The sequence below is a fragment of the Dendrosporobacter quercicolus genome, assembly GCF_900104455.1.
Taxonomy (GTDB): Bacteria; Bacillota; Negativicutes; order DSM-1736; family Dendrosporobacteraceae; genus Dendrosporobacter; species Dendrosporobacter quercicolus.
In genome coordinates, this window is record NZ_FNHB01000006.1 from 173388 (window position 1) to 197597 (window position 24210).

At 48.7% G+C, this 24210-nt stretch carries 37 protein-coding genes; all 37 read left to right on the forward strand.

Annotation, left to right across the window (positions count from 1 at the left end; translation table 11 throughout):
• The first annotated feature begins 5 nt into the window (after positions 1 to 5).
• The 37 genes from rpoC to BLR06_RS12910 all read left to right on the forward strand — a co-directional run bounded on the left by rpoC (position 6) and on the right by BLR06_RS12910 (position 24197).
• Positions 6 to 3956 carry a DNA-directed RNA polymerase subunit beta' gene (gene rpoC / locus BLR06_RS12730; RefSeq protein WP_092073787.1) on the forward strand — a complete coding sequence of 1317 codons (3951 nt, stop codon included), beginning with the start codon at positions 6 to 8 and terminating at the stop codon, positions 3954 to 3956.
• A gap of 371 nt (positions 3957 to 4327) precedes the next feature.
• The gene (locus tag BLR06_RS12735; protein WP_092073789.1) at positions 4328 to 4579 is read left to right on the forward strand and encodes a L7Ae/L30e/S12e/Gadd45 family ribosomal protein; all 252 of its coding nucleotides are present in this window, start codon (positions 4328 to 4330) and stop codon (positions 4577 to 4579) included.
• Positions 4580 to 4661: 82 nt separating this feature from the next.
• A complete protein-coding gene (gene rpsL / locus BLR06_RS12740) occupies positions 4662 to 5039 on the forward strand; it encodes a 30S ribosomal protein S12 (protein ID WP_092073791.1) in 378 nt (125 codons plus the stop codon).
• 36 nt (positions 5040 to 5075) lie between these two features.
• A complete protein-coding gene (rpsG, locus tag BLR06_RS12745; RefSeq protein WP_092073793.1) occupies positions 5076 to 5546 on the forward strand; it encodes a 30S ribosomal protein S7 in 471 nt (156 codons plus the stop codon).
• Between the two features lie 45 nt (positions 5547 to 5591).
• The gene (fusA, locus tag BLR06_RS12750) at positions 5592 to 7670 is read left to right on the forward strand and encodes an elongation factor G (RefSeq protein WP_092073795.1); all 2079 of its coding nucleotides are present in this window, start codon (positions 5592 to 5594) and stop codon (positions 7668 to 7670) included.
• A 29-nt stretch (positions 7671 to 7699) separates the two neighbouring features.
• Positions 7700 to 8887: an elongation factor Tu gene (gene tuf, locus BLR06_RS12755; protein WP_092073797.1), complete on the forward strand. Its 1188-nt coding sequence runs from the start codon at positions 7700 to 7702 to the stop codon at positions 8885 to 8887.
• Between the two features lie 156 nt (positions 8888 to 9043).
• Positions 9044 to 9355 carry a 30S ribosomal protein S10 gene (rpsJ, locus tag BLR06_RS12760; RefSeq protein ID WP_092073799.1) on the forward strand — a complete coding sequence of 104 codons (312 nt, stop codon included), beginning with the start codon at positions 9044 to 9046 and terminating at the stop codon, positions 9353 to 9355.
• A 15-nt stretch (positions 9356 to 9370) separates the two neighbouring features.
• Positions 9371 to 10012, forward strand: coding sequence for a 50S ribosomal protein L3 (gene rplC, locus BLR06_RS12765; protein ID WP_092073801.1), 642 nt, complete (start codon positions 9371 to 9373; stop codon positions 10010 to 10012).
• 39 nt (positions 10013 to 10051) lie between these two features.
• Positions 10052 to 10678, forward strand: a complete 627-nt coding sequence (gene rplD, locus BLR06_RS12770; protein ID WP_092073803.1) for a 50S ribosomal protein L4 — start codon at positions 10052 to 10054, stop codon at positions 10676 to 10678.
• On the forward strand, positions 10678 to 10965 hold the full coding sequence (gene rplW / locus BLR06_RS12775; RefSeq protein ID WP_092073805.1) for a 50S ribosomal protein L23: 288 nt from the start codon (positions 10678 to 10680) through the stop codon (positions 10963 to 10965). The genes rplD and rplW overlap by 1 nt, the downstream gene beginning before the upstream one ends.
• Positions 10966 to 10992: 27 nt before the next feature.
• Entirely contained in the window at positions 10993 to 11820 is an 828-nt protein-coding gene (gene rplB, locus BLR06_RS12780) for a 50S ribosomal protein L2 (RefSeq protein ID WP_092073807.1), read from the forward strand.
• Between the two features lie 80 nt (positions 11821 to 11900).
• Positions 11901 to 12182, forward strand: a complete 282-nt coding sequence (gene rpsS, locus BLR06_RS12785; RefSeq protein WP_092073809.1) for a 30S ribosomal protein S19 — start codon at positions 11901 to 11903, stop codon at positions 12180 to 12182.
• 22 nt (positions 12183 to 12204) lie between these two features.
• Positions 12205 to 12537, forward strand: coding sequence for a 50S ribosomal protein L22 (gene rplV / locus BLR06_RS12790; protein WP_092073811.1), 333 nt, complete (start codon positions 12205 to 12207; stop codon positions 12535 to 12537).
• A gap of 20 nt (positions 12538 to 12557) precedes the next feature.
• Complete coding sequence (gene rpsC, locus BLR06_RS12795) at positions 12558 to 13226, forward strand: 30S ribosomal protein S3 (protein WP_092073813.1); 669 nt, start codon at positions 12558 to 12560, stop codon at positions 13224 to 13226.
• A complete protein-coding gene (rplP, locus tag BLR06_RS12800) occupies positions 13226 to 13693 on the forward strand; it encodes a 50S ribosomal protein L16 (protein ID WP_092073815.1) in 468 nt (155 codons plus the stop codon). Before rpsC ends, rplP begins: the two co-directional genes overlap by 1 nt.
• Positions 13683 to 13886, forward strand: coding sequence for a 50S ribosomal protein L29 (rpmC, locus tag BLR06_RS12805; protein ID WP_092073817.1), 204 nt, complete (start codon positions 13683 to 13685; stop codon positions 13884 to 13886). The genes rplP and rpmC overlap by 11 nt, the downstream gene beginning before the upstream one ends.
• 56 nt (positions 13887 to 13942) lie before the next feature.
• A complete protein-coding gene (gene rpsQ / locus BLR06_RS12810) occupies positions 13943 to 14200 on the forward strand; it encodes a 30S ribosomal protein S17 (RefSeq protein ID WP_092073819.1) in 258 nt (85 codons plus the stop codon).
• A gap of 63 nt (positions 14201 to 14263) precedes the next feature.
• Complete coding sequence (gene rplN / locus BLR06_RS12815) at positions 14264 to 14632, forward strand: 50S ribosomal protein L14 (protein ID WP_092073821.1); 369 nt, start codon at positions 14264 to 14266, stop codon at positions 14630 to 14632.
• Between the two features lie 17 nt (positions 14633 to 14649).
• Positions 14650 to 14985, forward strand: coding sequence for a 50S ribosomal protein L24 (gene rplX, locus BLR06_RS12820; protein WP_092073823.1), 336 nt, complete (start codon positions 14650 to 14652; stop codon positions 14983 to 14985).
• Between the two features lie 23 nt (positions 14986 to 15008).
• Positions 15009 to 15548 carry a 50S ribosomal protein L5 gene (rplE, locus tag BLR06_RS12825; RefSeq protein ID WP_092073826.1) on the forward strand — a complete coding sequence of 180 codons (540 nt, stop codon included), beginning with the start codon at positions 15009 to 15011 and terminating at the stop codon, positions 15546 to 15548.
• A 13-nt stretch (positions 15549 to 15561) separates the two neighbouring features.
• Positions 15562 to 15747: a type Z 30S ribosomal protein S14 gene (locus BLR06_RS12830; protein WP_092073828.1), complete on the forward strand. Its 186-nt coding sequence runs from the start codon at positions 15562 to 15564 to the stop codon at positions 15745 to 15747.
• 26 nt (positions 15748 to 15773) lie between these two features.
• Positions 15774 to 16172 carry a 30S ribosomal protein S8 gene (gene rpsH / locus BLR06_RS12835; protein ID WP_092073830.1) on the forward strand — a complete coding sequence of 133 codons (399 nt, stop codon included), beginning with the start codon at positions 15774 to 15776 and terminating at the stop codon, positions 16170 to 16172.
• 30 nt (positions 16173 to 16202) lie between these two features.
• Positions 16203 to 16751 carry a 50S ribosomal protein L6 gene (gene rplF / locus BLR06_RS12840; protein WP_092073832.1) on the forward strand — a complete coding sequence of 183 codons (549 nt, stop codon included), beginning with the start codon at positions 16203 to 16205 and terminating at the stop codon, positions 16749 to 16751.
• Between the two features lie 26 nt (positions 16752 to 16777).
• On the forward strand, positions 16778 to 17146 hold the full coding sequence (gene rplR / locus BLR06_RS12845) for a 50S ribosomal protein L18 (protein WP_092073834.1): 369 nt from the start codon (positions 16778 to 16780) through the stop codon (positions 17144 to 17146).
• 24 nt (positions 17147 to 17170) lie between these two features.
• Positions 17171 to 17671, forward strand: coding sequence for a 30S ribosomal protein S5 (gene rpsE / locus BLR06_RS12850; RefSeq protein WP_092073836.1), 501 nt, complete (start codon positions 17171 to 17173; stop codon positions 17669 to 17671).
• 12 nt (positions 17672 to 17683) lie between these two features.
• Entirely contained in the window at positions 17684 to 17869 is a 186-nt protein-coding gene (rpmD, locus tag BLR06_RS12855) for a 50S ribosomal protein L30 (RefSeq protein ID WP_092073838.1), read from the forward strand.
• Between the two features lie 18 nt (positions 17870 to 17887).
• Positions 17888 to 18328, forward strand: a complete 441-nt coding sequence (gene rplO / locus BLR06_RS12860) for a 50S ribosomal protein L15 (RefSeq protein ID WP_092073840.1) — start codon at positions 17888 to 17890, stop codon at positions 18326 to 18328.
• Between the two features lies 1 nt (position 18329).
• Positions 18330 to 19586, forward strand: a complete 1257-nt coding sequence (gene secY / locus BLR06_RS12865; RefSeq protein ID WP_092073842.1) for a preprotein translocase subunit SecY — start codon at positions 18330 to 18332, stop codon at positions 19584 to 19586.
• Between the two features lie 14 nt (positions 19587 to 19600).
• Positions 19601 to 20248 carry an adenylate kinase gene (locus tag BLR06_RS12870; protein WP_092073844.1) on the forward strand — a complete coding sequence of 216 codons (648 nt, stop codon included), beginning with the start codon at positions 19601 to 19603 and terminating at the stop codon, positions 20246 to 20248.
• Between the two features lies 1 nt (position 20249).
• Positions 20250 to 20996: a type I methionyl aminopeptidase gene (gene map, locus BLR06_RS12875; protein ID WP_092073846.1), complete on the forward strand. Its 747-nt coding sequence runs from the start codon at positions 20250 to 20252 to the stop codon at positions 20994 to 20996.
• A gap of 13 nt (positions 20997 to 21009) precedes the next feature.
• Complete coding sequence (locus BLR06_RS12880) at positions 21010 to 21282, forward strand: KOW domain-containing RNA-binding protein (RefSeq protein ID WP_092073848.1); 273 nt, start codon at positions 21010 to 21012, stop codon at positions 21280 to 21282.
• A 32-nt stretch (positions 21283 to 21314) separates the two neighbouring features.
• Positions 21315 to 21533, forward strand: a complete 219-nt coding sequence (gene infA / locus BLR06_RS12885) for a translation initiation factor IF-1 (RefSeq protein WP_092073850.1) — start codon at positions 21315 to 21317, stop codon at positions 21531 to 21533.
• Between the two features lie 75 nt (positions 21534 to 21608).
• Positions 21609 to 21722: a 50S ribosomal protein L36 gene (gene rpmJ, locus BLR06_RS12890; RefSeq protein ID WP_054259363.1), complete on the forward strand. Its 114-nt coding sequence runs from the start codon at positions 21609 to 21611 to the stop codon at positions 21720 to 21722.
• Positions 21723 to 21736: 14 nt separating this feature from the next.
• Complete coding sequence (gene rpsM, locus BLR06_RS12895) at positions 21737 to 22108, forward strand: 30S ribosomal protein S13 (RefSeq protein ID WP_092073852.1); 372 nt, start codon at positions 21737 to 21739, stop codon at positions 22106 to 22108.
• Between the two features lie 14 nt (positions 22109 to 22122).
• Positions 22123 to 22515: a 30S ribosomal protein S11 gene (rpsK, locus tag BLR06_RS12900; RefSeq protein WP_092073854.1), complete on the forward strand. Its 393-nt coding sequence runs from the start codon at positions 22123 to 22125 to the stop codon at positions 22513 to 22515.
• Positions 22516 to 22540: 25 nt separating this feature from the next.
• Positions 22541 to 23173, forward strand: a complete 633-nt coding sequence (gene rpsD, locus BLR06_RS12905; protein ID WP_092073856.1) for a 30S ribosomal protein S4 — start codon at positions 22541 to 22543, stop codon at positions 23171 to 23173.
• Positions 23174 to 23237: 64 nt separating this feature from the next.
• Positions 23238 to 24197, forward strand: coding sequence for a DNA-directed RNA polymerase subunit alpha (locus BLR06_RS12910; RefSeq protein WP_092073858.1), 960 nt, complete (start codon positions 23238 to 23240; stop codon positions 24195 to 24197).
• Positions 24198 to 24210: the final 13 nt, after the last annotated feature.

A 24210-nucleotide genomic window follows, 5' to 3' on the forward strand; every position in this document is an offset into this window, starting at 1 on the left:
ACCCCTTGTTGGATGTAAACAATTTTGATTCTATGCGCATTGGCTTAGCTTCACCGGAACAGATTCACAAGTGGTCGCACGGCGAAGTTAAGAAACCTGAAACAATTAACTACCGGACACTAAAACCGGAGCGTGAGGGCTTATTCTGCGAGAAAATTTTTGGACCGCAGCGCGACTGGGAGTGTCACTGCGGTAAATATAAACGGATCCGCTATAAAGGGATCATTTGTGACCGCTGCGGCGTTGAAGTGACCCGTTCGAAGGTTCGCCGCGACCGGATGGGGCATATTGAGCTGGCGGCGCCGGTCTCGCATATCTGGTATTTTAAAGGTATTCCCAGCCGGATGGGGCTAATTCTGGATATTTCCCCACGGTCGCTGGAAAAGGTTCTGTACTTTGCTTCCTATATCGTGCTTGATCCCGGTGATACGCCGTTGATGAAAAAGCAGCTGCTTAGCGAAAATGAATATCGCGATTATCGCGATAAATACGGCAACTCCTTTAAAGTCGGCATGGGCGCCGAAGCAATCAAAAAATTACTGGAAGAGCTTGATCTTGACAAGCTTGGCCGTGAGCTGCGCCAGGAACTGAAGGAAGTAAGCGGTCAGCGAAAAATCAGGGCCATTCGCCGCCTGGAAGTGGTCGAGGCGTTCCGCAAATCAGGCAATATGCCGTCGTGGATGATATTAGACGTTGTTCCGGTCATTCCGCCGGAACTGCGCCCGATGGTGCAGCTGGACGGCGGCCGGTTTGCCACTTCTGATCTGAATGATTTGTACCGGCGGGTGATCAACCGCAACAACCGCTTAAAACGCTTATTGGATCTTGGTGCGCCCGATATTATCGTGCGCAATGAAAAACGAATGCTGCAGGAAGCGGTTGACGCTCTGATTGATAATGGCCGGCGCGGCCGGCCGGTTACCGGCCCCGGCAATCGTCCGCTAAAATCGTTAAGCGATATGCTCAAAGGCAAGCAGGGCCGTTTCCGTCAAAACCTGCTGGGCAAGCGGGTGGATTATTCCGGCCGTTCGGTTATCGTGGTTGGTCCGGAGCTTAAACTGCACCAATGCGGTCTGCCGAAGGAAATGGCGCTGGAATTATTCAAGCCGTTTGTCATGAAAAAACTGGTCAATGCCGGCCACGCCCATAATATTAAGAGCGCCAAGCGGATGGTGGAACGGGTAAGACCGGAAGTATGGGATGTGCTGGAAGAGGTAATAAAAGAACATCCTGTATTACTTAACCGTGCTCCCACTCTGCACAGACTGGGCATTCAGGCGTTTGAACCGGTGCTGACGGAAGGCCGGGCCCTGAAAATTCATCCGCTGGTATGTACTGCCTATAACGCCGACTTTGACGGCGACCAAATGGCCATTCATGTGCCGCTTTCGGCGGAAGCTCAGGCGGAGGCCCGGCTTCTTATGCTGTCGGCCCATAATATCCTTTCAACCAAGGATGGCAAGCCGGTGGCTGTGCCGACCCAGGATATGGTTTTAGGCACCTACTATCTGACAATAGAAAAACCGGGTGCGCAGGGTGAAGGCAAAATTGTAGTTGATATCAATGAAGCACTGCTGGCTTACCAGCATAAAGAACTGTCCCTCCAGGCCAGAATTAAAATTCGTATTCCCGGCTACGGTCTGGTCAATACAACCCTGGGCCGGCTGATTTTCAATGAAAGCCTGCCGGAAGAAATTCGCTATTACTATCAGGAAAATGGCGAATGGTGCCTGGGCATCATGATGGATAAAAAACAACTGGGCAAGCTGGTAGATAACTGTTACCGGAAATTTGGCAACGCCAAAACGGCGGTTGTACTTGATAAAGTCAAATCATTGGGTTATTCGTTTGCCTGCCGGGCTGGTGTAACGGTTGCCATTGCCGATATTATGGTGCCGCCGGAGAAAAAGGATATTCTCGCCCGAACCGAAACGCAGGTTGACACGATTGATAAACAGTTCCGCCGCGGTTTGATTACCGATGACGAACGTTATAAGAAAGTCATTGATCTCTGGACCAAAGCCACGGATGATATTACCGGGGCGATGATGAACAATCTTGACCGGTTTAACCCGGTGTATATGATGGCTAACTCCGGCGCCCGCGGCAACATTCAGCAGATTCGCCAGCTGGCCGGAATGCGCGGCCTGATGGCCGACCCGTCCGGGCGGATCATCGACTTGCCGATCAAGGCCAATTTCCGGGAAGGCTTAACGGTTTTGGAATATTTTATTTCCACTCATGGCGCGAGAAAAGGTTTGGCCGATACGGCGCTTAGAACGGCCGACTCCGGTTATCTGACCCGTCGTCTGGTGGATGTGGCCCAGGACGTCATAGTCCGGGAAGATGACTGCGATGTTGTCGGCATTAATCTGATTCGTGAACGGGCGAAGCTGGCCAAATCCAGCACCAGCGCCATCGGCTTTTTACGTGATACTCTGCTGGGACGTCTGCTGGCTCAGGATGTATTTGATCCAAAAACAGCTGATTTGATTGTCCCGCAGGATACCGTGCTGGATGATGAGAACCTGCGGCTGATTGGCGAGGCGGGAGTGCCGGAGATTACCCTTAAGGGGACTTCGGCCCAGATCGAAGAGGATGTCAGCAATGCCGCTTCAAGCGAGACCATCGTGCTGGGTGCGCCGGAAGAACATGTCCGCCAGGCGCTCAAGCAGTCCATGATTCGTGAAATGCTGGGCAAGAACACAATCGCCGCCATTAAAAACAGTCTTGGCGAGGAAATTGTTCCGGCGGATACCAAACTGGAGGAAGAACACATTGAGGCCATCCTGGGCAGCGATGTCCGTGAGGTGAAGGTTCGCAACAATAACATTAAGGGGATTGAAGTCGAAGCCATTACCGAGGGTTCAGCGGTCATTGAGCATTTGAAGGACCGGATTATCGGCCGGGTCGCCGCCGAAGATATCGTTGATCCCGAAACAGGCGAAATCATTGTCCGCTTAAACCAGGAACTGGATGAAGAGCTGGCCGAAAGGGTGGTTAAAGTCCGGAAAAAGGTTTCTATCCGTTCGGTGCTTACCTGCAAATCGCTCTATGGCGTTTGCATTAAATGCTACGGCCGCAATCTGGCGACCGGCCATTCGGTTGATGTCGGTGAGGCGGTTGGTATTATCGCCGCCCAGTCCATCGGCGAGCCGGGTACACAGCTTACGATGCGTACTTTCCATACCGGCGGTATTGCCGGTGACGATATTACTCAGGGTCTGCCAAGGGTCGAAGAGTTGTTTGAAGCCCGCAAGCCTAAGCGGCAGGCAATCATTACCGAAATCGAAGGCAAGGTTGAACTCAAGGAAATTAAGGGTATGCGTAAAATTACCATCTTCCCGGAAACCGGTGAAGAACGGGTCTATCAGATACCGTACGGCGCGCGGATGATTGTCAGCGACGGGCAAATGGTGGAAGCCGGCGACCGCCTGACTGAGGGCTCGGTCAATCCGCATGACATTTTGCGCGTGCGCGGCCTGAAAGATACCCAGCGTTATCTGGTCTATGAAGTGCAAAAGGTTTATAAGTCCCAGGGCGTTGAAATCAATGATAAGCACATTGAGGTTATGGTGCGGCAAATGCTGCACAAAGTCAAAGTGGAAGAATCGGGCGACACCGATTTACTGCCTGGTGAATACATTGATGTCAATACGTTTGAGGAAGAAAATGCCAAAGCGATTGAAGCCGGCGGCGAACCGTCGGTAGCCCGGCCCATCCTGCTGGGGATTACCAAAGCTTCGCTGGCAACGGATTCTTTCCTGTCGGCCGCTTCGTTCCAGGAAACCACGCGTGTTCTGACGGATGCCGCCATTAAAGGCAAAGTTGATCCTTTGCTGGGCCTGAAAGAAAATGTAATCATCGGCAAACTGGTGCCGGCCGGTACCGGTATGAGCCGCTACCGCAATATCAAAATTGTTAAACCGGCAGCCGATATTGTGACGACGGAATAAAAGAGATCTTCCAAACGGGCAATGCCCGGCGAAGTTTTTTCACAGCCAACGGTGAAGCTCATGGAGCTTCACCGTTTTTTGCCTGCCGGTACTGTAGGCATCCCCCCACCGCGTTCCCGCTTTATGTCCTGCGAGTACACTTTCCGGTTCACCGTTTTTCGGGCGGTTCATTGCTGCATATTCCAGGATTAGCGGTGTATTCTAATAGACAATGACACACACCGACCCGTGTACTTAAAAAATGCGGCTAAAACTAGAGAAAACCTGTATTTTTAGGCTTGATTTTGATTGACATTGACCGGGCGTAGTGTTAATATATTAGAGTGTCTGTTAGATCAATTGGATTTGTTTGTTAATTAGGAGTGAATGAAATGCCGCTTGAAGCACTGAAAAATGCGAAAAAAGTGATTGGCGTCAAGCAAGTTACCAAGGCGGTATCCAAAGGAATTGCGGACAGGGTTTTTGTGGCAGTGGATGCTGACAGGCGGGTAATTCAGCCGCTGGTGGAGCTGTGTGGCCGTAAAGCCGTTGCCGTACAGGAAGTGGCGACAATGACCGAACTGGGCCAGGCCTGTTTGATTGAGGTAGGGGCCGCAGCGGCGGCGACCGTAAAGCCGGAGTAATGCGTTAAATAGTTCAGTTACTTATACTTAAGAACTGAAATTATTAAATAATAAATTCAAGTTTAGGGAAGGAGGTGTATGTATGCCTACAATTAATCAATTGGTACGTAAAAGTAGAGAAGATATACTGAGAAAATCTACTGCGCCTGCGTTGAAAGAGTGTCCTCAAAAGCGCGGTGTGTGCACAAGAGTATATACAACCACTCCGAAGAAGCCGAATTCGGCGCTCCGGAAAGTGGCGAGGGTAAGGCTGACCAATGGCATTGAAGTGACTGCTTATATTCCTGGCATTGGCCATAATTTGCAGGAGCATTCCGTGGTACTGATCAGAGGTGGCAGGGTAAAGGATTTACCTGGCGTCCGTTATCACATCATCCGCGGCGCGCTGGATACTGCCGGGGTTCAAAACCGTAATCAGGGCAGATCGAAATATGGAACGAAACGCGCTAAGAAAAAGTAAGAAATTAAGCTGAAGTTTGGATGAAGGAGGGATAATATGCCAAGAAAAGGACCTGTACCTAAGCGTGATGTACTGCCTGATCCGGTGTATAACTCAAAAATAGTTACCAGATTTATCAATAAAGTTATGCTTTCCGGTAAAAAAGGCGTTGCTGAAAGAGTAGTATATGATGCTTTTGACAATATAAGAGCGAAAACCGGCAAAGATCCATTGGAAGTGTTTGAAACTGCAATGAAAAATGTTATGCCGGTATTGGAAGTCCGCGCCCGCCGGGTGGGCGGCGCAAACTACCAGGTTCCGGTGGAAGTGCGTCCGGAACGCCGTTTGACTTTGGGTATTCGCTGGATGGTCAATTACGCCAGGCTGCGCGGCGAAAAAACCATGAAAGAAAGACTGGCGAATGAATTGCTTGATGCTGCGAACAATACTGGCGCCGCCATCAAGAAAAAAGACGATACGCATAAAATGGCAGAAGCCAATAAGGCCTTTGCTCACTATCGTTGGTAATAAAAATAACTGGTGTTTAAACGTAAACCGTAAGGAGTGATGATAGTGGCTAGAAAGTTTCCTCTCTTAAAGACGCGGAACATAGGCATCATGGCACATATTGACGCCGGAAAAACCACTACAACTGAACGTATACTGTTTTATACCGGTAGAGTACACAAAATCGGTGAAGTACATGATGGCGCTGCAACTATGGACTGGATGGTGCAGGAACAAGAGAGAGGTATAACTATCACTTCTGCTGCTACTACTTGTGAGTGGTTGGGACATCGCATAAACATCATTGACACACCAGGACACGTGGACTTTACTGTTGAGGTAGAACGGTCACTCAGGGTGCTTGATGGCTCGGTCGCTGTGTTTTGTGCAAAAGGCGGTGTGGAGCCACAGTCGGAAACTGTCTGGCGTCAAGCCGACAAATATGGCGTACCACGGATGGCCTATGTGAATAAAATGGATATTTTAGGCGCCGACTTCTACCGGGTTGTCGATATGATGAAAACCCGGCTGGGCGCAAACCCGGTGCCGATTCAGCTGCCAATCGGGTCGGAAGATGTCTTTAAAGGCATTGTCGACCTGGTGGAAATGAAAGCGCTGATTTATACCGATGATCTTGGCAAAGTCAGCGAGTCAACTGAAATTCCGGAAGATTTGAAAGAACAGGCTGAACTTTACCGTCAAAATTTGCTGGATGCCGTGGCTGAAAGCGATGACGAACTGATGATGAAGTATCTTGAGGGCGAAGAACTCACTGTTGAAGAAGTGAAAGCAGGGATCCGCAAGGCCACCATTGCTTGCACGATGACTCCGGTGCTTTGCGGCTCATCCTACAAAAATAAAGGCGTTCAGCCCATGCTGGATGCCGTGGTCGCTTACATGCCGTCGCCTTTGGATATACCGGCAATCAAAGGGGTTGACCCTGATTCCGGCGAGGAAGATAAGCGTGAATCGGACGACAGCCTGCCGTTTTCGGCGCTGGCGTTCAAGATTATGGCCGACCCTTATGTCGGTAAGCTGGCTTTCTTCCGGGTATATTCCGGCAAGCTTGCTTCCGGCTCCTATGTGTTTAATTCCACCAAGGGCAAAAAAGAACGGATTGGCCGTATCCTGCAAATGCATGCCAATCGCCGTGAAGAAATCGAAGAGGTTTACAGCGGCGACATCGCGGCGGCAGTTGGCTTGAAGGATACCACAACCGGCGATACGCTGTGCGATGACAAACGCCCCATCATTCTGGAATCCATGGTATTCCCCGAACCTGTTATTCAGGTGGCGGTTGAACCCAAAACCAAGGCCGACCAGGAAAAAATGGGTGTTGCGCTGGCTCGTCTGGCTGAAGAAGATCCTACTTTCCGCGTTGAGACTGATCAGGAAACCGGTCAGACCATCATTTCCGGAATGGGTGAGCTTCACCTTGAGATTATTGTGGATCGCATGCTCCGGGAATTTAAAGTGGATTGCAATGTCGGCAAGCCGCAGGTTGCCTACCGCGAAACCATTCGCAAAGCAGTTAAGGCTGAAGGCAAGTTTGTCCGTCAGTCCGGCGGTCGCGGCCAATATGGTCATTGCTGGCTGGAAATTGAACCGCAGGAAGTCGGCAAAGGCTTTGAGTTTGTCAATAAAGTTGTCGGCGGGGCAATTCCGCGCGAATACATTAATCCGATTGAAGCCGGGATTAAAGAAGCAATGGAAAATGGCGTTATCGCCGGCTATCCAATGGTTGATATCAAAGTAACTGTGTTTGACGGCTCCTACCATGATGTCGACTCTTCGGAGATGGCGTTCAAAATTGCCGGTTCGATGGGCTTTAAAGCCGGTGCGGCCAAGGCCAGCCCGACACTCCTTGAACCCTACATGAAGGTTGAAGTAACTGTTCCGGAAGAGTACATGGGCGATGTTATCGGCGACTTGAACTCAAGACGCGGCCGCATTGAAGGCATGGAAGCCCGGGCCGGTGCACAGGTGATCAACGCATTTGTACCGCTCGCCGAAATGTTTGGTTATGCAACAGACCTGCGTTCAAAAACTCAGGGCCGCGGTACCTATTCCATGGAAATTTCTCACTATGATGAGGTTCCTAAAAATATTTCTGAGGCTATTATCGCAAAAGTAAAAGGCGCGTAAAGCAGGAAAATTAAAGGAGGAAAAAAACAATGGCAAAGAAAAAATTTGAAAGAAACAAACCGCATGTAAACATCGGCACAATCGGTCACGTTGACCATGGCAAGACCACTTTGACTGCAGCGATTACCAAAGTATTGGCGAAAGCCGGCGGTGCGGAATTTTTGGCTTATGATATGATTGATAAAGCACCGGAAGAAAGAGAACGCGGTATTACCATCAATACCGCCCACGTTGAGTATGAAACGGCAAAACGCCATTATGCGCACGTTGACTGCCCCGGCCATGCCGACTATGTCAAAAACATGATCACCGGCGCTGCGCAAATGGATGGTGCGATTCTGGTTTGTAGCGCAGCTGACGGTCCGATGCCGCAAACCCGCGAGCACATTCTGCTGTCCCGTCAGGTAGGCGTGCCGGCAATGGTTGTGTTCCTGAATAAAGCCGATATGGTTGATGACGCCGAATTAATGGAACTGGTGGAAATGGAAGTTCGCGAGCTTCTGTCCAGCTATGAGTTCCCCGGCGATGACATCCCTGTGATCGCAGGTTCCGCGCTGAAAGCGCTGGAAGGCGATGCCGCTTATGAAGCAAAAATCATGGAATTGATGGATGCTGTTGATGAATACATCCCGACTCCTGTCCGCGATACTGACAAATCCTTCCTGATGCCTGTCGAGGATGTGTTTACGATTACCGGCCGCGGCACTGTTGCCACCGGTCGTGTGGAACGCGGTGAAATCAAAGTCGGCGATACCATTGAAATCGTTGGTATGACTGAAAAACCGAAATCCACTGTTGTAACTGGTGTGGAAATGTTCCGCAAGCTGCTGGACTCGGCAGTGGCCGGCGACAATATCGGCGCTCTGCTGCGTGGTGTTGAGCGTAAGGAAATCGAGCGCGGTCAGGTATTGGCCAAGCCTGGTTCCATTAAACCGCACACCAAATTCAAAGCCGAAGTTTATGTACTGTCCAAAGAAGAAGGCGGGCGTCATACGCCGTTTTTCACCAATTATCGTCCCCAGTTCTATTTCCGGACAACTGACGTTACCGGTGTGGTAAACCTTCCTGAAGGCGTGGAAATGGTTATGCCTGGCGACAACATTCAAATGGCGATCGAGCTGATTACTCCGATTGCAATTGAAGAAGGTTTGCGCTTTGCAATTCGCGAAGGCGGACGTACGGTCGGCGCAGGCGTTGTAACTGCAATTGAAGCTTAAATTTACTGTAGGGGCGGCCGCAGGTCGCCCTTATCTAAAGTAAGGTCCTGGATGTTACCCAATGCGATGACGTGGAAGGTTGCCCGCGTGGCAGCGGGGGGAATTTCCGCGGAGAATGTCCGTTCACAAGAAACCGGGCGATAAGGAGGAAATAAAATGGCTAAACAACAAAAAATCAGAATCCGCCTCAAAGCATACGACCACAAGGCGCTGGATCAAAGCGCGGTGAAAATTGTGGAAACAGCAAAAAGAACGGGTGCTTTGGTATCGGGGCCGATTCCACTTCCTACTGAAAAAAATATTTTTACAATTCTTCGTTCTCCACATGTCAATAAAGACTCCCGGGAGCAATTTGAAATGCGTACCCATAAACGTCTGATTGACATCCTTGAGCCGACTTCAAAGACCGTTGATGCACTGATGCGTCTTGATCTGCCGGCTGGTGTGGATATCGAGATTAAGCTGTAGGAGGAGGTGGCAATAATGGCTAAAGGAATCTTAGGTAGAAAACTTGGCATGACCCAAATCTTTACTGAAGAAGGCAAAGTAGTTCCGGTTACAGTCGTTGAGTCTGGCAAAACCGTTGTAGTTCAAAGCAAGACTGTTGAAAACGATGGATATAATGCGGTGCAATTGGGCTTCGGCACTGTTAAAGATAAAAAGGTTACCAAACCGATGAAAGGTCATTTTGCTAAAGCCGGCGCCGAGCCGGTAAAATTCATTCGCGAAATGCGTCTGCCCAGCGCTTCTGAATATAATCAAGGCGATGTTATAAGCGTAGATGTGTTCAGCGCCGGCGAGTTGATTGATGTGACCGGTACCGCCAAAGGAAAAGGCTTTGCCGGCGGTATCAAACGCCACAACTTTAGACGCGGCCCAATGGCGCACGGTTCTAAATCGCATCGTGAACCGGGTTCTATCGGTCCCCGGATGAGCGGCGGCGGCGGTAAAGTATTCAAAGGGAAAAAACTGCCTGGGCACATGGGTGGTCAGCAGGTTACAATACAACGTCTGAGTGTCGTCAGAGTGGATGCCGAGCGCAATTTAATTTTGATTAAAGGCGCTATCCCTGGTCCTAAAGGAAGCTTTGTTGTGATCAAAAACACGGTAAAGCCCAACAAATAAGTTCGGGGGTTCCCGGACATCGAAAGGAGGATGTTCTATATGCCGAAAGTAGCAGTATATGATATTGCCGGTAATCAGACCGGCGATATTGAATTAAATGAGCATGTTTTTGGAATAGAAGTAAACGAGGCTGTGCTTCATCAGGCGGTTGTCATGCAGCTTGCCAGCCAGCGTCTTGGCACTCATGCCACCAAAACCAGAGGTTTTGTCCGCGGTGGCGGACGCAAGCCTTGGAAACAAAAAGGTACCGGCCGGGCCCGCGCCGGCAGCACCCGTTCCCCAATCTGGGTAGGCGGCGGTACTGTTTTCGGTCCTCAACCCCGCTCTTATGCGTTCAGAATGCCGCGCAAACAACGCCGGCTGGCCCTGAAGTCCGCCTTATCGGCCAAAGTGCTGGAAGGCGAATTGGTGGTTGTTGACAATATTAACTTTGAACAGCCTAAAACCAAACATGTGGTAAAAATGCTGAACGATTTTAAAGCCGCTGAGGATAAAGCGCTGATTATTACCGCAGAAACAATCGAAACTGTGGAGAAATCTTCCCGCAACATTCCCGGCGTTAAGGCAATTGCTTCCACTGGTCTTAATGTTTACGACATACTTTACCATGGTAAAGTGTTTATTACTAAAGATGCAGTCACCCGCATTGAGGAGGTGCTTGCGTAATGGCAAACGCACGTGATGTGTTACTTCGCCCAATGGTTACCGAAAAAACAACCAGCTTGATGCAGGATAATAAATATACTTTTGTTGTTGCTCCTTCAGCCAACAAAATTGAAATTCGCAGAGCTGTTGAAGAACTGTTTAAAGTAAAAGTTCTTGCCGTCAATACCATCCGGGTTTTGGGTAAAACCAAACGGATGGGACGTACTCAGGGCAAACGTTCGGATTATAAAAAAGCCATCGTTAAACTCGCTCCCGGTGAGCGGATTGAATTCTTCGAAGGCGTATAACCACTATTGTGAAAAGGAGGGGTACCAATGGCAGTAAAAAGTTTTAAACCTTATTCTGCAGGCAGAAGATTTATGACGGTAGCCAGTTTCGATGAAATTACTACCGACAAGCCTGAAAGATCATTGGTTGAACGTCTGCAAAAACACGGCGGCCGTAATAACCAGGGCCGTTTAACCGTAAGACATCAGGGCGGCGGACATAAACGCCTGTACAGACTGATTGATTTCAAACGCAATAAGGACGGAGTTCCGGCGAAAATTGCTACAATTGAGTACGATCCCAACCGTTCGGCCCGGATTGCACTGCTGAACTACGCCGATGGCGAAAAACGCTATATTTTAGCGCCGAACGGCCTAAAAGCCGGCGATACTATTATGAGCGGCCCGGAAGCCGATATCAAGCCCGGGAATGCTCTGGCGCTTAAGAATATTCCAGTCGGCACTATGCTGCACAATATTGAACTTAAAATCGGCAAAGGCGGCCAGCTGGTCCGTTCAGCCGGCACCGGCGCTCAGTTAATGGCCAAGGAAGGCGACTACGCCCTCTTGCGCTTGCCTTCCGGTGAACTCAGAAAAGTTCATGTCAACTGTAAAGCCACCATTGGTCAGGTTGGCAACTTAGAGCACGAAAACATCAGTATTGGTAAAGCCGGCCGGTCGCGCTGGCTGGGCATTCGTCCGGCAAACCGCGGCGTGGCAATGAACCCGATTGACCATCCGCACGGCGGTGGTGAAGGCCGCTCGCCGGTTGGCCGTAAGCATCCGGTTACTCCTTGGGGTAAACATGCGAATGGCGCCAAAACCCGCCGGGCCAAATCTTCAGATAAGCTGATTGTCAAACGCCGTACGAAATAAGGCTTTGACCGTTTAAATAGCTAAGCCGCTGAAGAATGCGGCTTAGCCACTAACACGAATTGTGAAGGGAGGATGAACCAGTGTCCAGATCAATTAAAAAAGGACCTTATGTGCATGAAAGCGTAATGAAAAAAATTGATGCCATGAACGATAAAAATGAAAAAAAAGTCATTAAGACCTGGTCGCGCAGTTCCACTATTCTGCCCAGCTTTGTTGGACACACCATTGCGGTGCATGATGGACGCAAGCATGTGCCTGTCTATGTAACTGAAGATATGGTAGGCCATAAACTTGGCGAATTTGCGCCGACCCGTACGTTCAAGGGTCATTCCGGTGAAGAAAGACGTACATCATTGAGATAGTTTGCCGAAAGGAGGCTAAGCTGTGGAAGCTAAGGCAGTTGCAAAATATGTTCGCATTGCGCCTCGGAAGGTTCGTATTGTCATGGACCTGATTCGCGGTAAAAATATTGGCGAAGCGTTTGCGATTCTGAAATACACTCCGAAAGTCGGAGCTGAAGTGATTGAAAAAGTGCTGAAGTCGGCGGTAGCCAATGCTGAGCACAATAATGACATGAATGTTGATAATCTCTATGTATCTGCGGCGTATGTCGATCAAGGGCCCACGCTCAAGCGCATTCATCCGCGGTCCCGTGGCCAGGCGTTTAAAATTTTAAAGCGCAGCAGTCACGTAACGGTAGTTGTTAAAGAAAGATAAAAGCGAAGGAGGGAAATCAATTGGGTCAGAAAGTCAATCCACATGGCTTGCGCCTTGGCGTAATTAAAACCTGGGATGCAAAGTGGTATGCCGATAAGGATTATGCAAAAAATTTGCATGAAGATATAAGAATTCGTAAATTTTTAAAAGCCAGGCTGTTCAACGCCGGCATCTCGAAAATTGAAACCGAGCGGGCCGCCAATCGTCTGAAAATAACCATTCATACGGCTAAACCCGGCATGGTTATTGGCCGCGGCGGGTCAGGCATTGAGGAAATCAAACGCGGTCTCAGAGGTATGACCGAGAAGAATGTTGATGTAAATATCGCTGAAGTAAAACAGGCTGATCTTAATGCAACTTTAGTTGCCGAGAATATTGCCTCACAATTAGAACGCCGCATCGCTTTCCGCCGGGCAATGAAACAGTCGGTCAGCCGTACAATGCGGATGGGAGCAAAAGGAATTAAAGTAATGGTTGGCGGTCGTCTCGGCGGCGCTGAGATTGCCCGTAGCGAAGGCTATCGTGAAGGGAGTATCCCGCTCCACACCCTAAGAGCCGATATCGACTACGGAACTGCCGAGGCCCACACAACTTACGGCCGGATAGGCGTAAAAGTGTGGATCTATAAGGGCGAAGTTCTGCCGGAGGCCAAAAAGCCCGCTGCCGTTGTTGAAGGGAGCGAAGCATAATGTTAATACCAAAAAGAGTAAAGCACCGCAAACAGTTTCGCGGCCGGATGAAAGGTAAAGCCAACAAGGGCAATACCGTCAGCCACGGCGAATTTGGTCTGCAGGCGCTGGAGCCGGCCTGGATCACCAACCGACAGATAGAAGCGGCGCGTATTGCAATGACCCGTTACATTAAGCGCGGCGGTAAAGTATGGATTAAAATATTCCCGGATAAACCAATTACCGCAAAACCGGCCGAAACCCGCATGGGAAGCGGAAAAGGCTCGCCGGAGTACTGGGTTGCAGTAGTAAAGCCCGGCCGGATTATGTTTGAAATGGACGGCGTTAGTGAAGAACTGGCCAAAGAGGCCATGCGTCTGGCCGCCCATAAACTGCCGATCAAAACAAAATTTGTTAAACGGGCTGAAGCTGAAGTTCCAGAAGCTGAAGTTCCAGAAGCAGAGGGCGGTGAAGTAAATGAAGGTTAATGAGATTCGTGAAATGGATGCAAGTGAACTTAACCAAAAACTTGCTTCCCTCAAGGATGAGTTGTTTAACCTCAGATTTCAACTGGCTACCGGGCAACTTGAAAATCCAATGCGGATTAAAGAGGTTAAGAAAACCATCGCCCGCGTTAAGACCGTCCAGCGTGCACAGGAGCATAAAGCCCGGCAGGCGTAGTGGACGTTCTTACCGGAGTTTGAAAGAGGCATGAACGGAAGGAGGCTATATAATACATGACTGAAAGAAATGAGCGTAAAACCAGGATTGGCAAAGTGGTTAGCGATAAAATGGATAAAACAGTTGTGGTAGCAATAGAGCGTTTGGTACAGCATCCACTGTATAAAAAGTCCATGAAAAAGACGGTTAAGTTTAAGGCTCATGATGAAAACAATGACAGCCATATCGGCGATACTGTTGAAATCATGGAAACACGTCCGCTTTCCAAGGATAAGCGCTGGAGAGTAATAGAAGTGCTTGAAAGAGCGAAGTAGTTGATCTCGAAGAGTCATATTGTTCGCTGATTGCACCAGACATTTCGAGAAGGAGGGATAACAATGATTCAACAGCAGACAATCCTGAGTGTTGCAGACAATACCGGCGCCAAAGAGATTATGTGCATCCGGGTATTGGGCGGTTCTTTCCGCAGATATGCCAGCATCGGCGATGTAATTGTCGCTGCAGTTAAAGCTGCGTCTCCCGGCGGTGTGGTAAAAAAAGGTGATGTAGTTAAGGCTGTAGTGGTAAGATCCAAAAAAGGCTTACGCCGTCCTGACGGTTCCTATATCCGTTTCGATGAAAACGCCGCAGTCGTCATCAAAGATGATAAAAGCCCAAGAGGTACCCGTATATTCGGACCAGTCGCCAGAGAACTGCGTGAGAAAGATTTTATGAAAATTATCTCACTGGCTCCGGAAGTAATCTAAGTTAGGAGGTGTCCGGAATGTCACAAGCTAAACTGCACGTAAAAAAAGGCGATACTGTTCTGGTATTGTCTGGTAAAGATAAAGGCAAAAAAGGAAAAATTGTTGCCGCATTGCCCAAAAAAGGCAAAGTTATCGTCGAAGGCATTAATACGGTTAAGCGCCACACCAAACCAAGCCAAAGCGCGCCGCAAGGCGGCATCGTTGTTAAGGAAGCTCCGCTGCATTCCGCTAAGGTGATGCTGGTATGCCCGGCTTGCGCTCAACCTACCAGAATTAAAAAAAGCGCTTTAGCAAATGGCTCATCCGTACGTGCTTGCAAAAAGTGCGGCGAAATTGTTGATAAAGATAAGTAAGCGAAGAAAGGAGGTAACGATCAGTGCTCAGACTGAAAGAAAAATACCTGAATGAAGTCGCTCCGGCAATGATGGAGAAGTTTGGCTATAAAAATATCATGGAAATTCCCAAAGTTGAAAAGGTTGTGCTCAACATGGGCGTGGGTGAGGCTGTCGGCAATCCTAAAGTACTCGATGCAGCAGTCAATGATATGATGCAGATCGCCGGTCAGCGGCCGGTCGTAACCCGTGCTAAAAAATCCCTGGCGGCGTTCAAGATTCGCGAGGGAATGCCGATCGGGGCAAAAGTTACCCTGCGCGGTCAGCGCATGTTTGAGTTTTTAGATAAATTGCTTAATGTTGCACTGCCCCGGGTTCGTGATTTCCGTGGCGTTAATCCCAAATCGTTTGACGGTCGCGGAAATTATACCATGGGTGTGAAGGAACAACTGATATTTCCGGAAATCGAGTATGATAAAGTGGATAAGATCCGCGGCATGGATATCATTATTGTTACCACTGCCAAATCAGATGAAGAGGCAAGAGAGCTTCTAAAACTGATGGGCATGCCATTCAGCGCGTAAAGGAGGGACATTTGTGGCCAAAAAGGCATTAATTGAAAAATGGAAACGCGAACCTAAATTCAGCGTACGTAAATATAACAGATGTAAAATTTGCGGCCGCCCGCACGGCTATCTGCGTAAATTCGAGATGTGCCGTATTTGTTTCAGAGAACAAAGCTACAAAGGCGCCATTCCCGGGGTAACCAAAGCTAGCTGGTAGACATTAACGGAAGGAGGTATGTCCCTATGGTAATGACCGATCCAATCGCTGATATGCTGACCCGTTTGCGCAATGCGAATTCGGTATATCATGATAAAGTAGAAATACCAGGCTCGAAAATTAAGCAGGCTATTGCCGGTATTTTAAAAGAAGAAGGTTTTATTAAGGACTTCGAACTGGTTCAAGACAGCAAGCAGGGTGTTTTGCGCGTCAGCTTGAAATATGGTCCGAACCGCGAAAAAGTAATCACCGGTATTAAACGTATATCAAAACCCGGTTTACGTGTATATGCAAAGAAAGATCAACTGCCGCGTGTGTTAGGCGGTCTTGGTATTGCAATTGTTTCCACTTCCAAAGGTCTGATGAGCGATAAGCAGGCTCGTCGCAATGGTCTTGGCGGTGAAGTGGTCGCTTACGTTTGGTAATGAGATTTTTTGTAGCTAGGAGGTGTCCAGATGTCGAGAATAGGAAGAGCGCCAATTGAAATCCCTGCTAACGTAACAGTTACGGTCGATCACAATTTGGTTTCAGTAAAAGGCCCCAAAGGCGAGCTTACCCGTCAAATTCATAAAGATATGATTTTGGAAATTGAAGGCAATACCCTGTTGGTAAAACGGCCTTCCGATGAGAAAGCCCATAGATCGCTGCACGGTCTGAGCCGCACCTTGATTGCCAATATGGTAAACGGCGTGACGCAAGGCTTCAGCAGAACATTGGAAATTCACGGTGTTGGCTACAGAGCAGCCAAGGCCGGCAGTAAGGTAGCCTTATCCCTTGGATTGTCACATCCGCTGGAAGTAGAGCCGCCTGCAGGCATTACGCTTGATGTACCTGCACCAAACAGAATTGTAGTGTCAGGCATTAATAAAGAGCATGTTGGCGCTATGGCCGCCAAGATTCGCGGCTATCGCGAACCAGAACCTTATAAAGGCAAGGGAATCAGGTATGAAGGCGAAGTTGTCCGCCGCAAAGTTGGTAAAGCAGGCGGTAAAGGCAAGAAGTAGATTGCTAAGTGAAAGGAGTGAACACCTTGCTTCGTAAACAGAACAAAAATGCAGCTCGTCAAAAGCGGCATCTTAGAGTTCGTAAGAATATAATTGGTACTGCCGAAAGACCCCGCTTAAATGTTTTTCGCAGTTTGAGCCATATTTATGCTCAAATCATCAATGATCATACCGGTGCTACGCTGGTGTCAGCAAGCACTATGGATAAAGAAGTAAGTCAGGCGCTGAATTATGGCGGCAACATTGAGGCCGCTAAAGCAGTGGGTGAGGCAATTGCCAAACGCGCGCTGGATCAGGGCATTAAACAAGTGGTGTTTGACCGCGGCGGTTACCTCTATCACGGTAGAGTGGCGGCTTTAGCAGCAGCAGCGCGTGAAGCAGGGCTTGAATTCTAGAATTTTGCAAAAGGAGGTACATCAATGGCCAGAATTGACCACACTACTCTTGAACTAAAAGAGAAAGTTGTGTTTATCAACAGAGTCGCCAAGGTTGTTAAGGGCGGACGTCGTTTTTCCTTCAGCGCGCTGGTAGTTGTCGGCGATGAAAACGGGCATGTCGGCGCCGGTCTGGGTAAAGCAGGCGAAGTTCCTGAAGCAATCAGAAAAGGAATTGAAGACGCCAAGAAGAATCTCATTGCAGTTCCCTTGGTAGGAACGACAATTCCACATCAAATAATTGGTGAATTTGGTGCAGGACGCGTGCTGATGAAGCCTGCTTCCGAAGGTACCGGGGTTATCGCCGGCGGTCCGGCTCGCGCCGTACTTGAACTTTCCGGTGTACGGGATATATTAACAAAATCGCTTGGTTCATCCAATCCGAATAATATGGTGCAAGCTACATTAAAAGGTCTGGAACAGCTGAAGCGGGCTGAACAAGTGGCTGAACTTCGCGGTAAAACGGTTCAGGAACTTTTGGGTTAAGGAGGGTATTCAATGGCAAAGCTCAAAATTACTCTTACCAGAAGCCTGATTGGCAGACCTGAAGATCAACGTGCTACTGTCCGGGCTTTGGGTTTAGGTAAAACCAACAGTGTGAAAGTACAGGATGACAATGCGGTTATCAGAGGGATGATCCGCAAAGTGGAACATCTTGTCAGTGTTGAAGAAGTGCAAGACTAGTTCAAGGAGGTGCTACGCATGAAATTACACGAATTAGCTCCGGCCCCTGGATCGAAGAAGGTTCGTACCCGTGTTGGCCGTGGTCTTGGTTCCGGTCTTGGCAAGACATCCGGAAAAGGTCATAAAGGGCAGAAAGCCCGTGCCGGCGGCGGTGTTCGTACCGGCTTTGAAGGCGGCCAAATGCCGATTTACCGCAGACTGCCGAAACGTGGTTTCTATAATAAATTCGCCAAAGAATTTGCTGAAGTCAACGTTTCCGATCTCAACCGCTTTGACAACGGCGCTGTCGTAGATCCGGTCGCTTTAATCGAAATTGGCATTTTGAAAAATGTCCGTGACGGTGTTCGCATTTTAGGCAACGGCGAACTGGAAAAATCACTTACTGTAATCGCCAACGGCTTTACCAAGTCAGCAGCCGAAAAAATTGCAGCGGCTGGCGGAAAAGTCGAGGTGATCTAAGGTGCTTTCAGGCCTGTCCAATATACTCAAGATTACTGAGCTCAGACAAAAAATTGTATTTACGCTGGCAATGTTCTTAGTGTTTCGCGCCGGCACACATATACCCGTTCCGGGCGTCAATCCCGCCGTTATTGAACAGCTGTTTACCAGCGGCAACCTGTTTGGCCTGCTGGACATGTTCTCCGGCGGCGCATTAAGTAAGTTCTCAGTGTTTGCAATGAGTATTACGCCTTATATCAACGCTTCGATTATTATGCAGCTGTTAACAGTTGTTGTACCGAAGTTTGAGCAGTGGGCGAAGGAAGGCGAAGAAGGGCGAAAGAAAATCACCCAGATTACTCGCTATGGCACAGTGCTGCTGGGGTTTATTCAGGCCATTGGAATGGCTTTCGGTTTGAAAGCAGCTATCGTCAGCCCGGGGATCGGCCCGATTTTGCTGATCGCGATAACACTGACCGCCGGCACCACATTCTTAATGTGGGTGGGCGAGCAGATTACGGAAAAGGGCATTGGCAACGGGATTTCGCTGATTATCTTTGCGGGTATCGTTTCCCAGCTGCCAAGCAGTCTTGTTACCATTTATAAGTACCTGCAGGCAGGTACGATCAATTACTTTAATGTGCTGTTGTATGTTATTATTGCGCTGGCCATGATGGTTTTTGTTATTTCAATCCAACAGGGGCAACGAAGGATTCCCGTACAATATGCCAAAAGAGTGGTCGGCCGCAAGATGTACGGCGGTCAGTCCACACACATTCCGCTTAAAGTAAATCAAGCGGGTGTTATTCCAGTAATCTTTGCGTCATCCGTGCTGATGTTCCCGGTAACCATTGCCCAGTTTATTAATGTTTCCTGGGTAAAAACGTTAGCGGAATGGTTTGCGTGGGGTACACCGCTACAGACAGCTCTGTATGCGATCCTGATTATTTTCTTCACGTACTTCTATACTGCGGTTACTATGAATATATCGGATATGGCAGAGAACATGAAAAAATACGGTGGTTTTATTCCAGGACTACGCCCGGGTAAACCAACTGCAGACTATTTGGACCGCGTTATGACCAGAATTACACTTGCAGGGGCAATATTTCTTGCACTGATTGCCATTTTGCCCAACTTTGTGGGGGCTGTGACAAATATCCCAGGGGTGTATTTTGGCGGCACCGCCCTCTTGATTGTGGTTGGCGTAGCTCTTGACACGATGAAGCAAATCGAGGCTATGGTCTTAATGCGCCACTATCAAGGCTTCATGAAGTAGGAGGTAGGCTCGCGATGTATATCCTTTTGATGGGACCGCCTGGCGCCGGTAAAGGTACGCAGGCGGAGAAACTAGTCGAGAAATTTGAAATCCCGCATATCTCAACCGGAGATATGTTCAGGGCGGCAGTAAAAGAAGGCACCGAGCTTGGTAAACAGGCCAAAGCCTGCATGGATGCCGGCCAACTGGTTCCTGACAGTGTAACAATCGGGATCGTAAAAGAGCGTCTGGCTAAACCGGACTGCAAGCAAGGTTTTATCCTGGATGGATTTCCCCGGACGATTGAGCAGGCTGATGCCCTTGATCGTACGCTGGCCGAACTGGGAATAAGACTTAATCGCGTGATAAATATCAGTGTTCCGGCTGCCGACTTAGTCAGCCGGGCCACGGGCCGACGGATCTGCAAAAGCTGTGGCGCAACTTATCACATTATCTTCAAGCCGGCAACGCTTACCGACAAGTGCGATAAATGCACCGGTGACTTATACCAGCGCGATGATGACCGTGAAGAGACAATCACCAAGCGCTTAGCCGTGTACAGCGCGCAAACCAAACCGCTGGTTGAGTATTACCAGGATAAAGGCTTGTATACGGAAATTGACGGTCGGCAGCCGATAGATAAAGTTTTAAGTGATATTGTTGCCAGCCTGAGGGGCGAATAGGATGATCATCCTAAAATCAGACCGGGAGCTTGCTTATATGCGCGATGCCGGCAAAATAGTGGCTGAAACACTGACTGAGGTGGAAAAAGCCGCTAAGCCGGGAGTAAGTACGCTTGAACTGGATAGGATCGCCGAAGAATATATAAAAGGCCGTGGCGCTATTCCCACCTTTAAGGGCTATAACGGTTTTCCAGGCAATATTTGCGCTTCTATAAACGAACAAGTCGTTCACGGCATTCCAGGTTTAAAGAAGTTAAAAAATGGAGATAATGTCAGTATTGACATTGGAGCGGTAATTAATGGCTATAATGGCGATGCTGCGGTTACCGTCGCTGTTGGTGATGTAGACGCCTCAGTGCAGAAACTGCTTGAAGTTACCGAACAATCTTTATACAAAGGTATTGAAAAAGCAATGGCAGGCAACCGTCTTGGCGACATTTCCCACGCCGTCCAGGCCCATGCCGAAGCGTATGGCTATGGCGTTGTGCGAGACTATGTCGGGCATGGCATTGGCAGGAAAATGCATGAAGACCCTCAGGTACCGAATTACGGCCAGCCCGGTCGAGGCCCACGATTAAAATCCGGTATGACTTTGGCGATTGAGCCAATGATTAATCTGGGGACACATGAGGTAAAGACGCTGGATGACGGATGGACGGTTGTGACTAAGGATGGCAAGCCTTCCGCGCATTTCGAACATACCATTGCCATAACTGATGACAAGCCGGAAATTTTGACCAAGCGGTAGGAGGCGAGACGCTGTGTCAGCCCACCATATTTCAATTGGCCAGCTTGTTACCAGCCTGGCCGGTCGCGATACAGGCCAGCCCTATCTGGTGATAGGGCTCACCGGCAAGTATGTTTTGTTGGCTGACGGCCGGGAGCGCAGAGTCACAAATCCGAAGAAGAAAAATATTCGGCATGTCAAAGCTTACCAAGCAATTGCTCTGGCGGTGGCGGAAAAACTTCACAGCGGGAGTAAAACTTCGGATGAAGATATCCGTCAGGCTATCGCAAATTTGTATACCGGATAATCTGTGAGAAGCGGACGAGGAGGGAACATCTCGTGTCCAAACAAGATGTAATTGAGGTAGAAGGTACGGTTATCGAAGCCCTGCCTAATGCTATGTTCCAGGTAGAACTGGAAAATGGGCATGTCGTATTGGCGCATGTCTCCGGTAAAATCAGGATGAATTTTATTCGGATATTGCCTGGCGATAAAGTTACTGTTGAGTTAACGCCATATGATTTAAAACGCGGCCGGATTACCTACCGTTTCAAATAGCGCTTTTGATGCTTGCTGGCGGACGGATAGCAGCAAGCGTGAAACAGGCAATGAATGAAAAGGAGGACGGAGCAAATGAAAGTAAGACCATCGGTCAAGCCCATTTGTGAGAAATGCAAAGTAATTAAGCGTCATGGTAACGTAATGGTGATTTGTGAAAATCCCAAACATAAACAAAAACAAGGTTAGGGGGTGGACGATACATGGCACGTATTGCCGGCGTAGATTTACCACGTGATAAACGAATTGAGATTGCTTTAACCTATATATTTGGTATTGGCCTGACGATTTCGAAGGAAATTTTGGCGGCCACAGGGATTAATCCTGATACCCGTACCCGTGACTTGACTGAGGAAGAAGTTTCCAAGCTTCGTGAAATCATTGATAAGAACTATCGGGTTGAAGGCGATTTGCGGCGGGAAGAATCATTAAATATCAAACGCTTGATTGAAATTGGTTCCTATCGCGGCAAGAGACATCGCATGGGGCTTCCGGTCAGGGGCCAAAGAACCAAGACCAACGCCCGTACCCGTAAAGGTCCGAAAAGAACTGTTGGCGCGAAAAAGAAAAAGTAAGGGAGTGAGAAGCTGTGGTAGCTAAAAAAGTTGCTAGACCGAAAAGAAAAGAACGTAAAAACATCGAGCACGGCATCGCCCATATCCGCTCGACTTTCAATAATACGATTGTTACGCTGACCGATACCAGAGGCAATGCCTTGTCCTGGGCTAGCGCAGGCGGCCTCGGATTCCGCGGTTCCCGTAAAAGTACTCCGTTTGCTGCGCAAATTGCTGCTGAGACTGCCGCCAAAGCGGCAATGGAGCATGGACTGAAACAAGTGGAAGTCTTTGTTAAAGGTCCCGGCGCCGGACGCGAAGCGGCGATCAGGTCACTGCAGGCGGCTGGTCTGGAAGTTAATCTGATTAAAGATGTAACGCCAATTCCTCATAATGGCTGCCGTCCGCCGAAGCGGAGAAGAGTATAAAAAATTTGGGAGGTGTTTAACAAGAATGGCAAGATATATAGGTCCTGTTTGCAGACTTTGCCGCCGGGAAGGTGCGAAATTATATCTGAAGGGCGATAAATGCTATAGTGATAAATGCGCGTTTACCAAACGCAGCTATGCTCCTGGCCAGCATGGCCAAACGCAAGCCCGCAAGAAGGTATCCGAGTATGGAATTCAGCTGAGAGAAAAGCAGAAAGCCCGGCGCGCCTATGGTATGCTGGAAGGACAATTCCATGCCTATTTTGAAAAAGCCGAGCGCCAAAAAGGCGTTACCGGTGAAAATCTGCTGGTCATGCTGGAAAGAAGACTGGATAACGTGGTATACCGTTTGGGCTTTGCCGCCAGCCGTAACCAGGGCAGACAACTTGTGCGTCACGGACATTTTACCGTCAATGGCCGCAGGGTGAATATTCCGTCCTACCTGATTAAACCAGGCGATGTTATTCAAGTACATGAAAGCAGCAAGGAATCGCCGCTGCTCAAACAAATATTTGAAGCCATTGGCCACAAGACAGCTCCAATGTGGTTAGAAACTTCAGCTCAAGATATGAGCGGAAAAGTAGTTCGCTATCCGAGCCGGGATGAGATTGATACGCCTATCCAAGAGCATCTGATTGTTGAATTGTACTCCAGATAATACGCCCTCAGCCGCGGGTATGGCGTGACTTAGTAGTGCGCACAAATGAGGAGGGTTATTCCAGATGATCGAAATCGAAAAACCGAAAATCGAGATAGTAGAAATAAGTGAAGATAGTCGTTATGGAAAATTTGTTTGTGAACCGCTGGAGCGGGGCTATGGCACTACGCTGGGCAACAGCTTGCGGCGGATACTACTATCTTCATTGCAGGGCGCTGCAGTAACTTCAATTAAAATTGAAGGAGTACTTCACGAGTTTTCTACCATTCCCGGCGTTCGGGAAGACGTTACTGACATTATTTTGAATTTGAAATCACTGTGTCTCAAAATGCATTGTGATGAGCCAAAAATTTTACGGGTTGATGTTCAAGGCGAAAAAGCAGTCGCAGCGGGTGATATATTCACTGACCCTGATGTCGAAATACTTAACCCGGAATTGCATTTGGCAACTGTAGACGCCAGCGGTTCGCTGAAAATGGAAATTACCGTTGAGCGCGGCCGAGGCTATGTTCCTGCAGATAAGAACAAAAAGGCTGATCATGTGATCGGTATTATTCCGATTGACTCCATTTTTTCGCCTATCCAGAGAGTGAATTATAGTGTAACTGATACTCGTGTCGGTAACGTCACAGATTACGACAAACTTACGCTGGAGTTATGGACTGACGGCAGCATGAGACCTGAAGAAGCGATCAGCAAATCGTCCAGTATCATGATTGCCCACCTCAGGCTGTTTCAGAACATGGCTGGCGCTCCCCCGGAAGACGAGGGAACTGAAGGAACGTTTACTGAGGTGCCGGAATCGGGAGTTTCCAAAACATTGGAAATGACGATTGAAGATTTGGATCTTTCAGTTCGATCCTATAACTGCTTAAAACGGGCCGGCATCAATACGGTAGCCGAATTGGCCCAAAAAAGTGAAGAAGATATGATGAAAGTGCGTAATCTTGGCCGTAAATCACTGGAAGAAGTGAAAAAGAAGCTGGATGAACTAGGGTTGGCACTGACTGAATTTGAAGAGTAGGAGGAGGGAAGAT

Excerpts from the sequence above, each read along its gene's own strand:
- BLR06_RS12735 (WP_092073789.1), top strand. The coding sequence starts at position 4,328 with ATGCCGCTTGAAGCACTGAAAAATGCGAAAAAAGTGATTGGCGTCAAG.
- rpsL (WP_092073791.1), top strand. The coding sequence starts at position 4,662 with ATGCCTACAATTAATCAATTGGTACGTAAAAGTAGAGAAGATATACTG.
- rpsG (WP_092073793.1), top strand. The coding sequence starts at position 5,076 with ATGCCAAGAAAAGGACCTGTACCTAAGCGTGATGTACTGCCTGATCCG.
- tuf (WP_092073797.1), top strand. The coding sequence starts at position 7,700 with ATGGCAAAGAAAAAATTTGAAAGAAACAAACCGCATGTAAACATCGGC.
- rpsJ (WP_092073799.1), top strand. The coding sequence starts at position 9,044 with ATGGCTAAACAACAAAAAATCAGAATCCGCCTCAAAGCATACGACCAC.
- rplC (WP_092073801.1), top strand. The coding sequence starts at position 9,371 with ATGGCTAAAGGAATCTTAGGTAGAAAACTTGGCATGACCCAAATCTTT.
- rplD (WP_092073803.1), top strand. The coding sequence starts at position 10,052 with ATGCCGAAAGTAGCAGTATATGATATTGCCGGTAATCAGACCGGCGAT.
- rplW (WP_092073805.1), top strand. The coding sequence starts at position 10,678 with ATGGCAAACGCACGTGATGTGTTACTTCGCCCAATGGTTACCGAAAAA.
- rplB (WP_092073807.1), top strand. The coding sequence starts at position 10,993 with ATGGCAGTAAAAAGTTTTAAACCTTATTCTGCAGGCAGAAGATTTATG.
- rplP (WP_092073815.1), top strand. The coding sequence starts at position 13,226 with ATGTTAATACCAAAAAGAGTAAAGCACCGCAAACAGTTTCGCGGCCGG.
- rpmC (WP_092073817.1), top strand. The coding sequence starts at position 13,683 with ATGAAGGTTAATGAGATTCGTGAAATGGATGCAAGTGAACTTAACCAA.
- rpsQ (WP_092073819.1), top strand. The coding sequence starts at position 13,943 with ATGACTGAAAGAAATGAGCGTAAAACCAGGATTGGCAAAGTGGTTAGC.
- rplN (WP_092073821.1), top strand. The coding sequence starts at position 14,264 with ATGATTCAACAGCAGACAATCCTGAGTGTTGCAGACAATACCGGCGCC.
- rplX (WP_092073823.1), top strand. The coding sequence starts at position 14,650 with ATGTCACAAGCTAAACTGCACGTAAAAAAAGGCGATACTGTTCTGGTA.
- rpsH (WP_092073830.1), top strand. The coding sequence starts at position 15,774 with ATGGTAATGACCGATCCAATCGCTGATATGCTGACCCGTTTGCGCAAT.
- rplF (WP_092073832.1), top strand. The coding sequence starts at position 16,203 with ATGTCGAGAATAGGAAGAGCGCCAATTGAAATCCCTGCTAACGTAACA.
- rpsE (WP_092073836.1), top strand. The coding sequence starts at position 17,171 with ATGGCCAGAATTGACCACACTACTCTTGAACTAAAAGAGAAAGTTGTG.
- rpmD (WP_092073838.1), top strand. The coding sequence starts at position 17,684 with ATGGCAAAGCTCAAAATTACTCTTACCAGAAGCCTGATTGGCAGACCT.
- rplO (WP_092073840.1), top strand. The coding sequence starts at position 17,888 with ATGAAATTACACGAATTAGCTCCGGCCCCTGGATCGAAGAAGGTTCGT.
- BLR06_RS12870 (WP_092073844.1), top strand. The coding sequence starts at position 19,601 with ATGTATATCCTTTTGATGGGACCGCCTGGCGCCGGTAAAGGTACGCAG.
- map (WP_092073846.1), top strand. The coding sequence starts at position 20,250 with ATGATCATCCTAAAATCAGACCGGGAGCTTGCTTATATGCGCGATGCC.
- rpmJ (WP_054259363.1), top strand. The coding sequence starts at position 21,609 with ATGAAAGTAAGACCATCGGTCAAGCCCATTTGTGAGAAATGCAAAGTA.
- rpsM (WP_092073852.1), top strand. The coding sequence starts at position 21,737 with ATGGCACGTATTGCCGGCGTAGATTTACCACGTGATAAACGAATTGAG.
- rpsD (WP_092073856.1), top strand. The coding sequence starts at position 22,541 with ATGGCAAGATATATAGGTCCTGTTTGCAGACTTTGCCGCCGGGAAGGT.
- BLR06_RS12910 (WP_092073858.1), top strand. The coding sequence starts at position 23,238 with ATGATCGAAATCGAAAAACCGAAAATCGAGATAGTAGAAATAAGTGAA.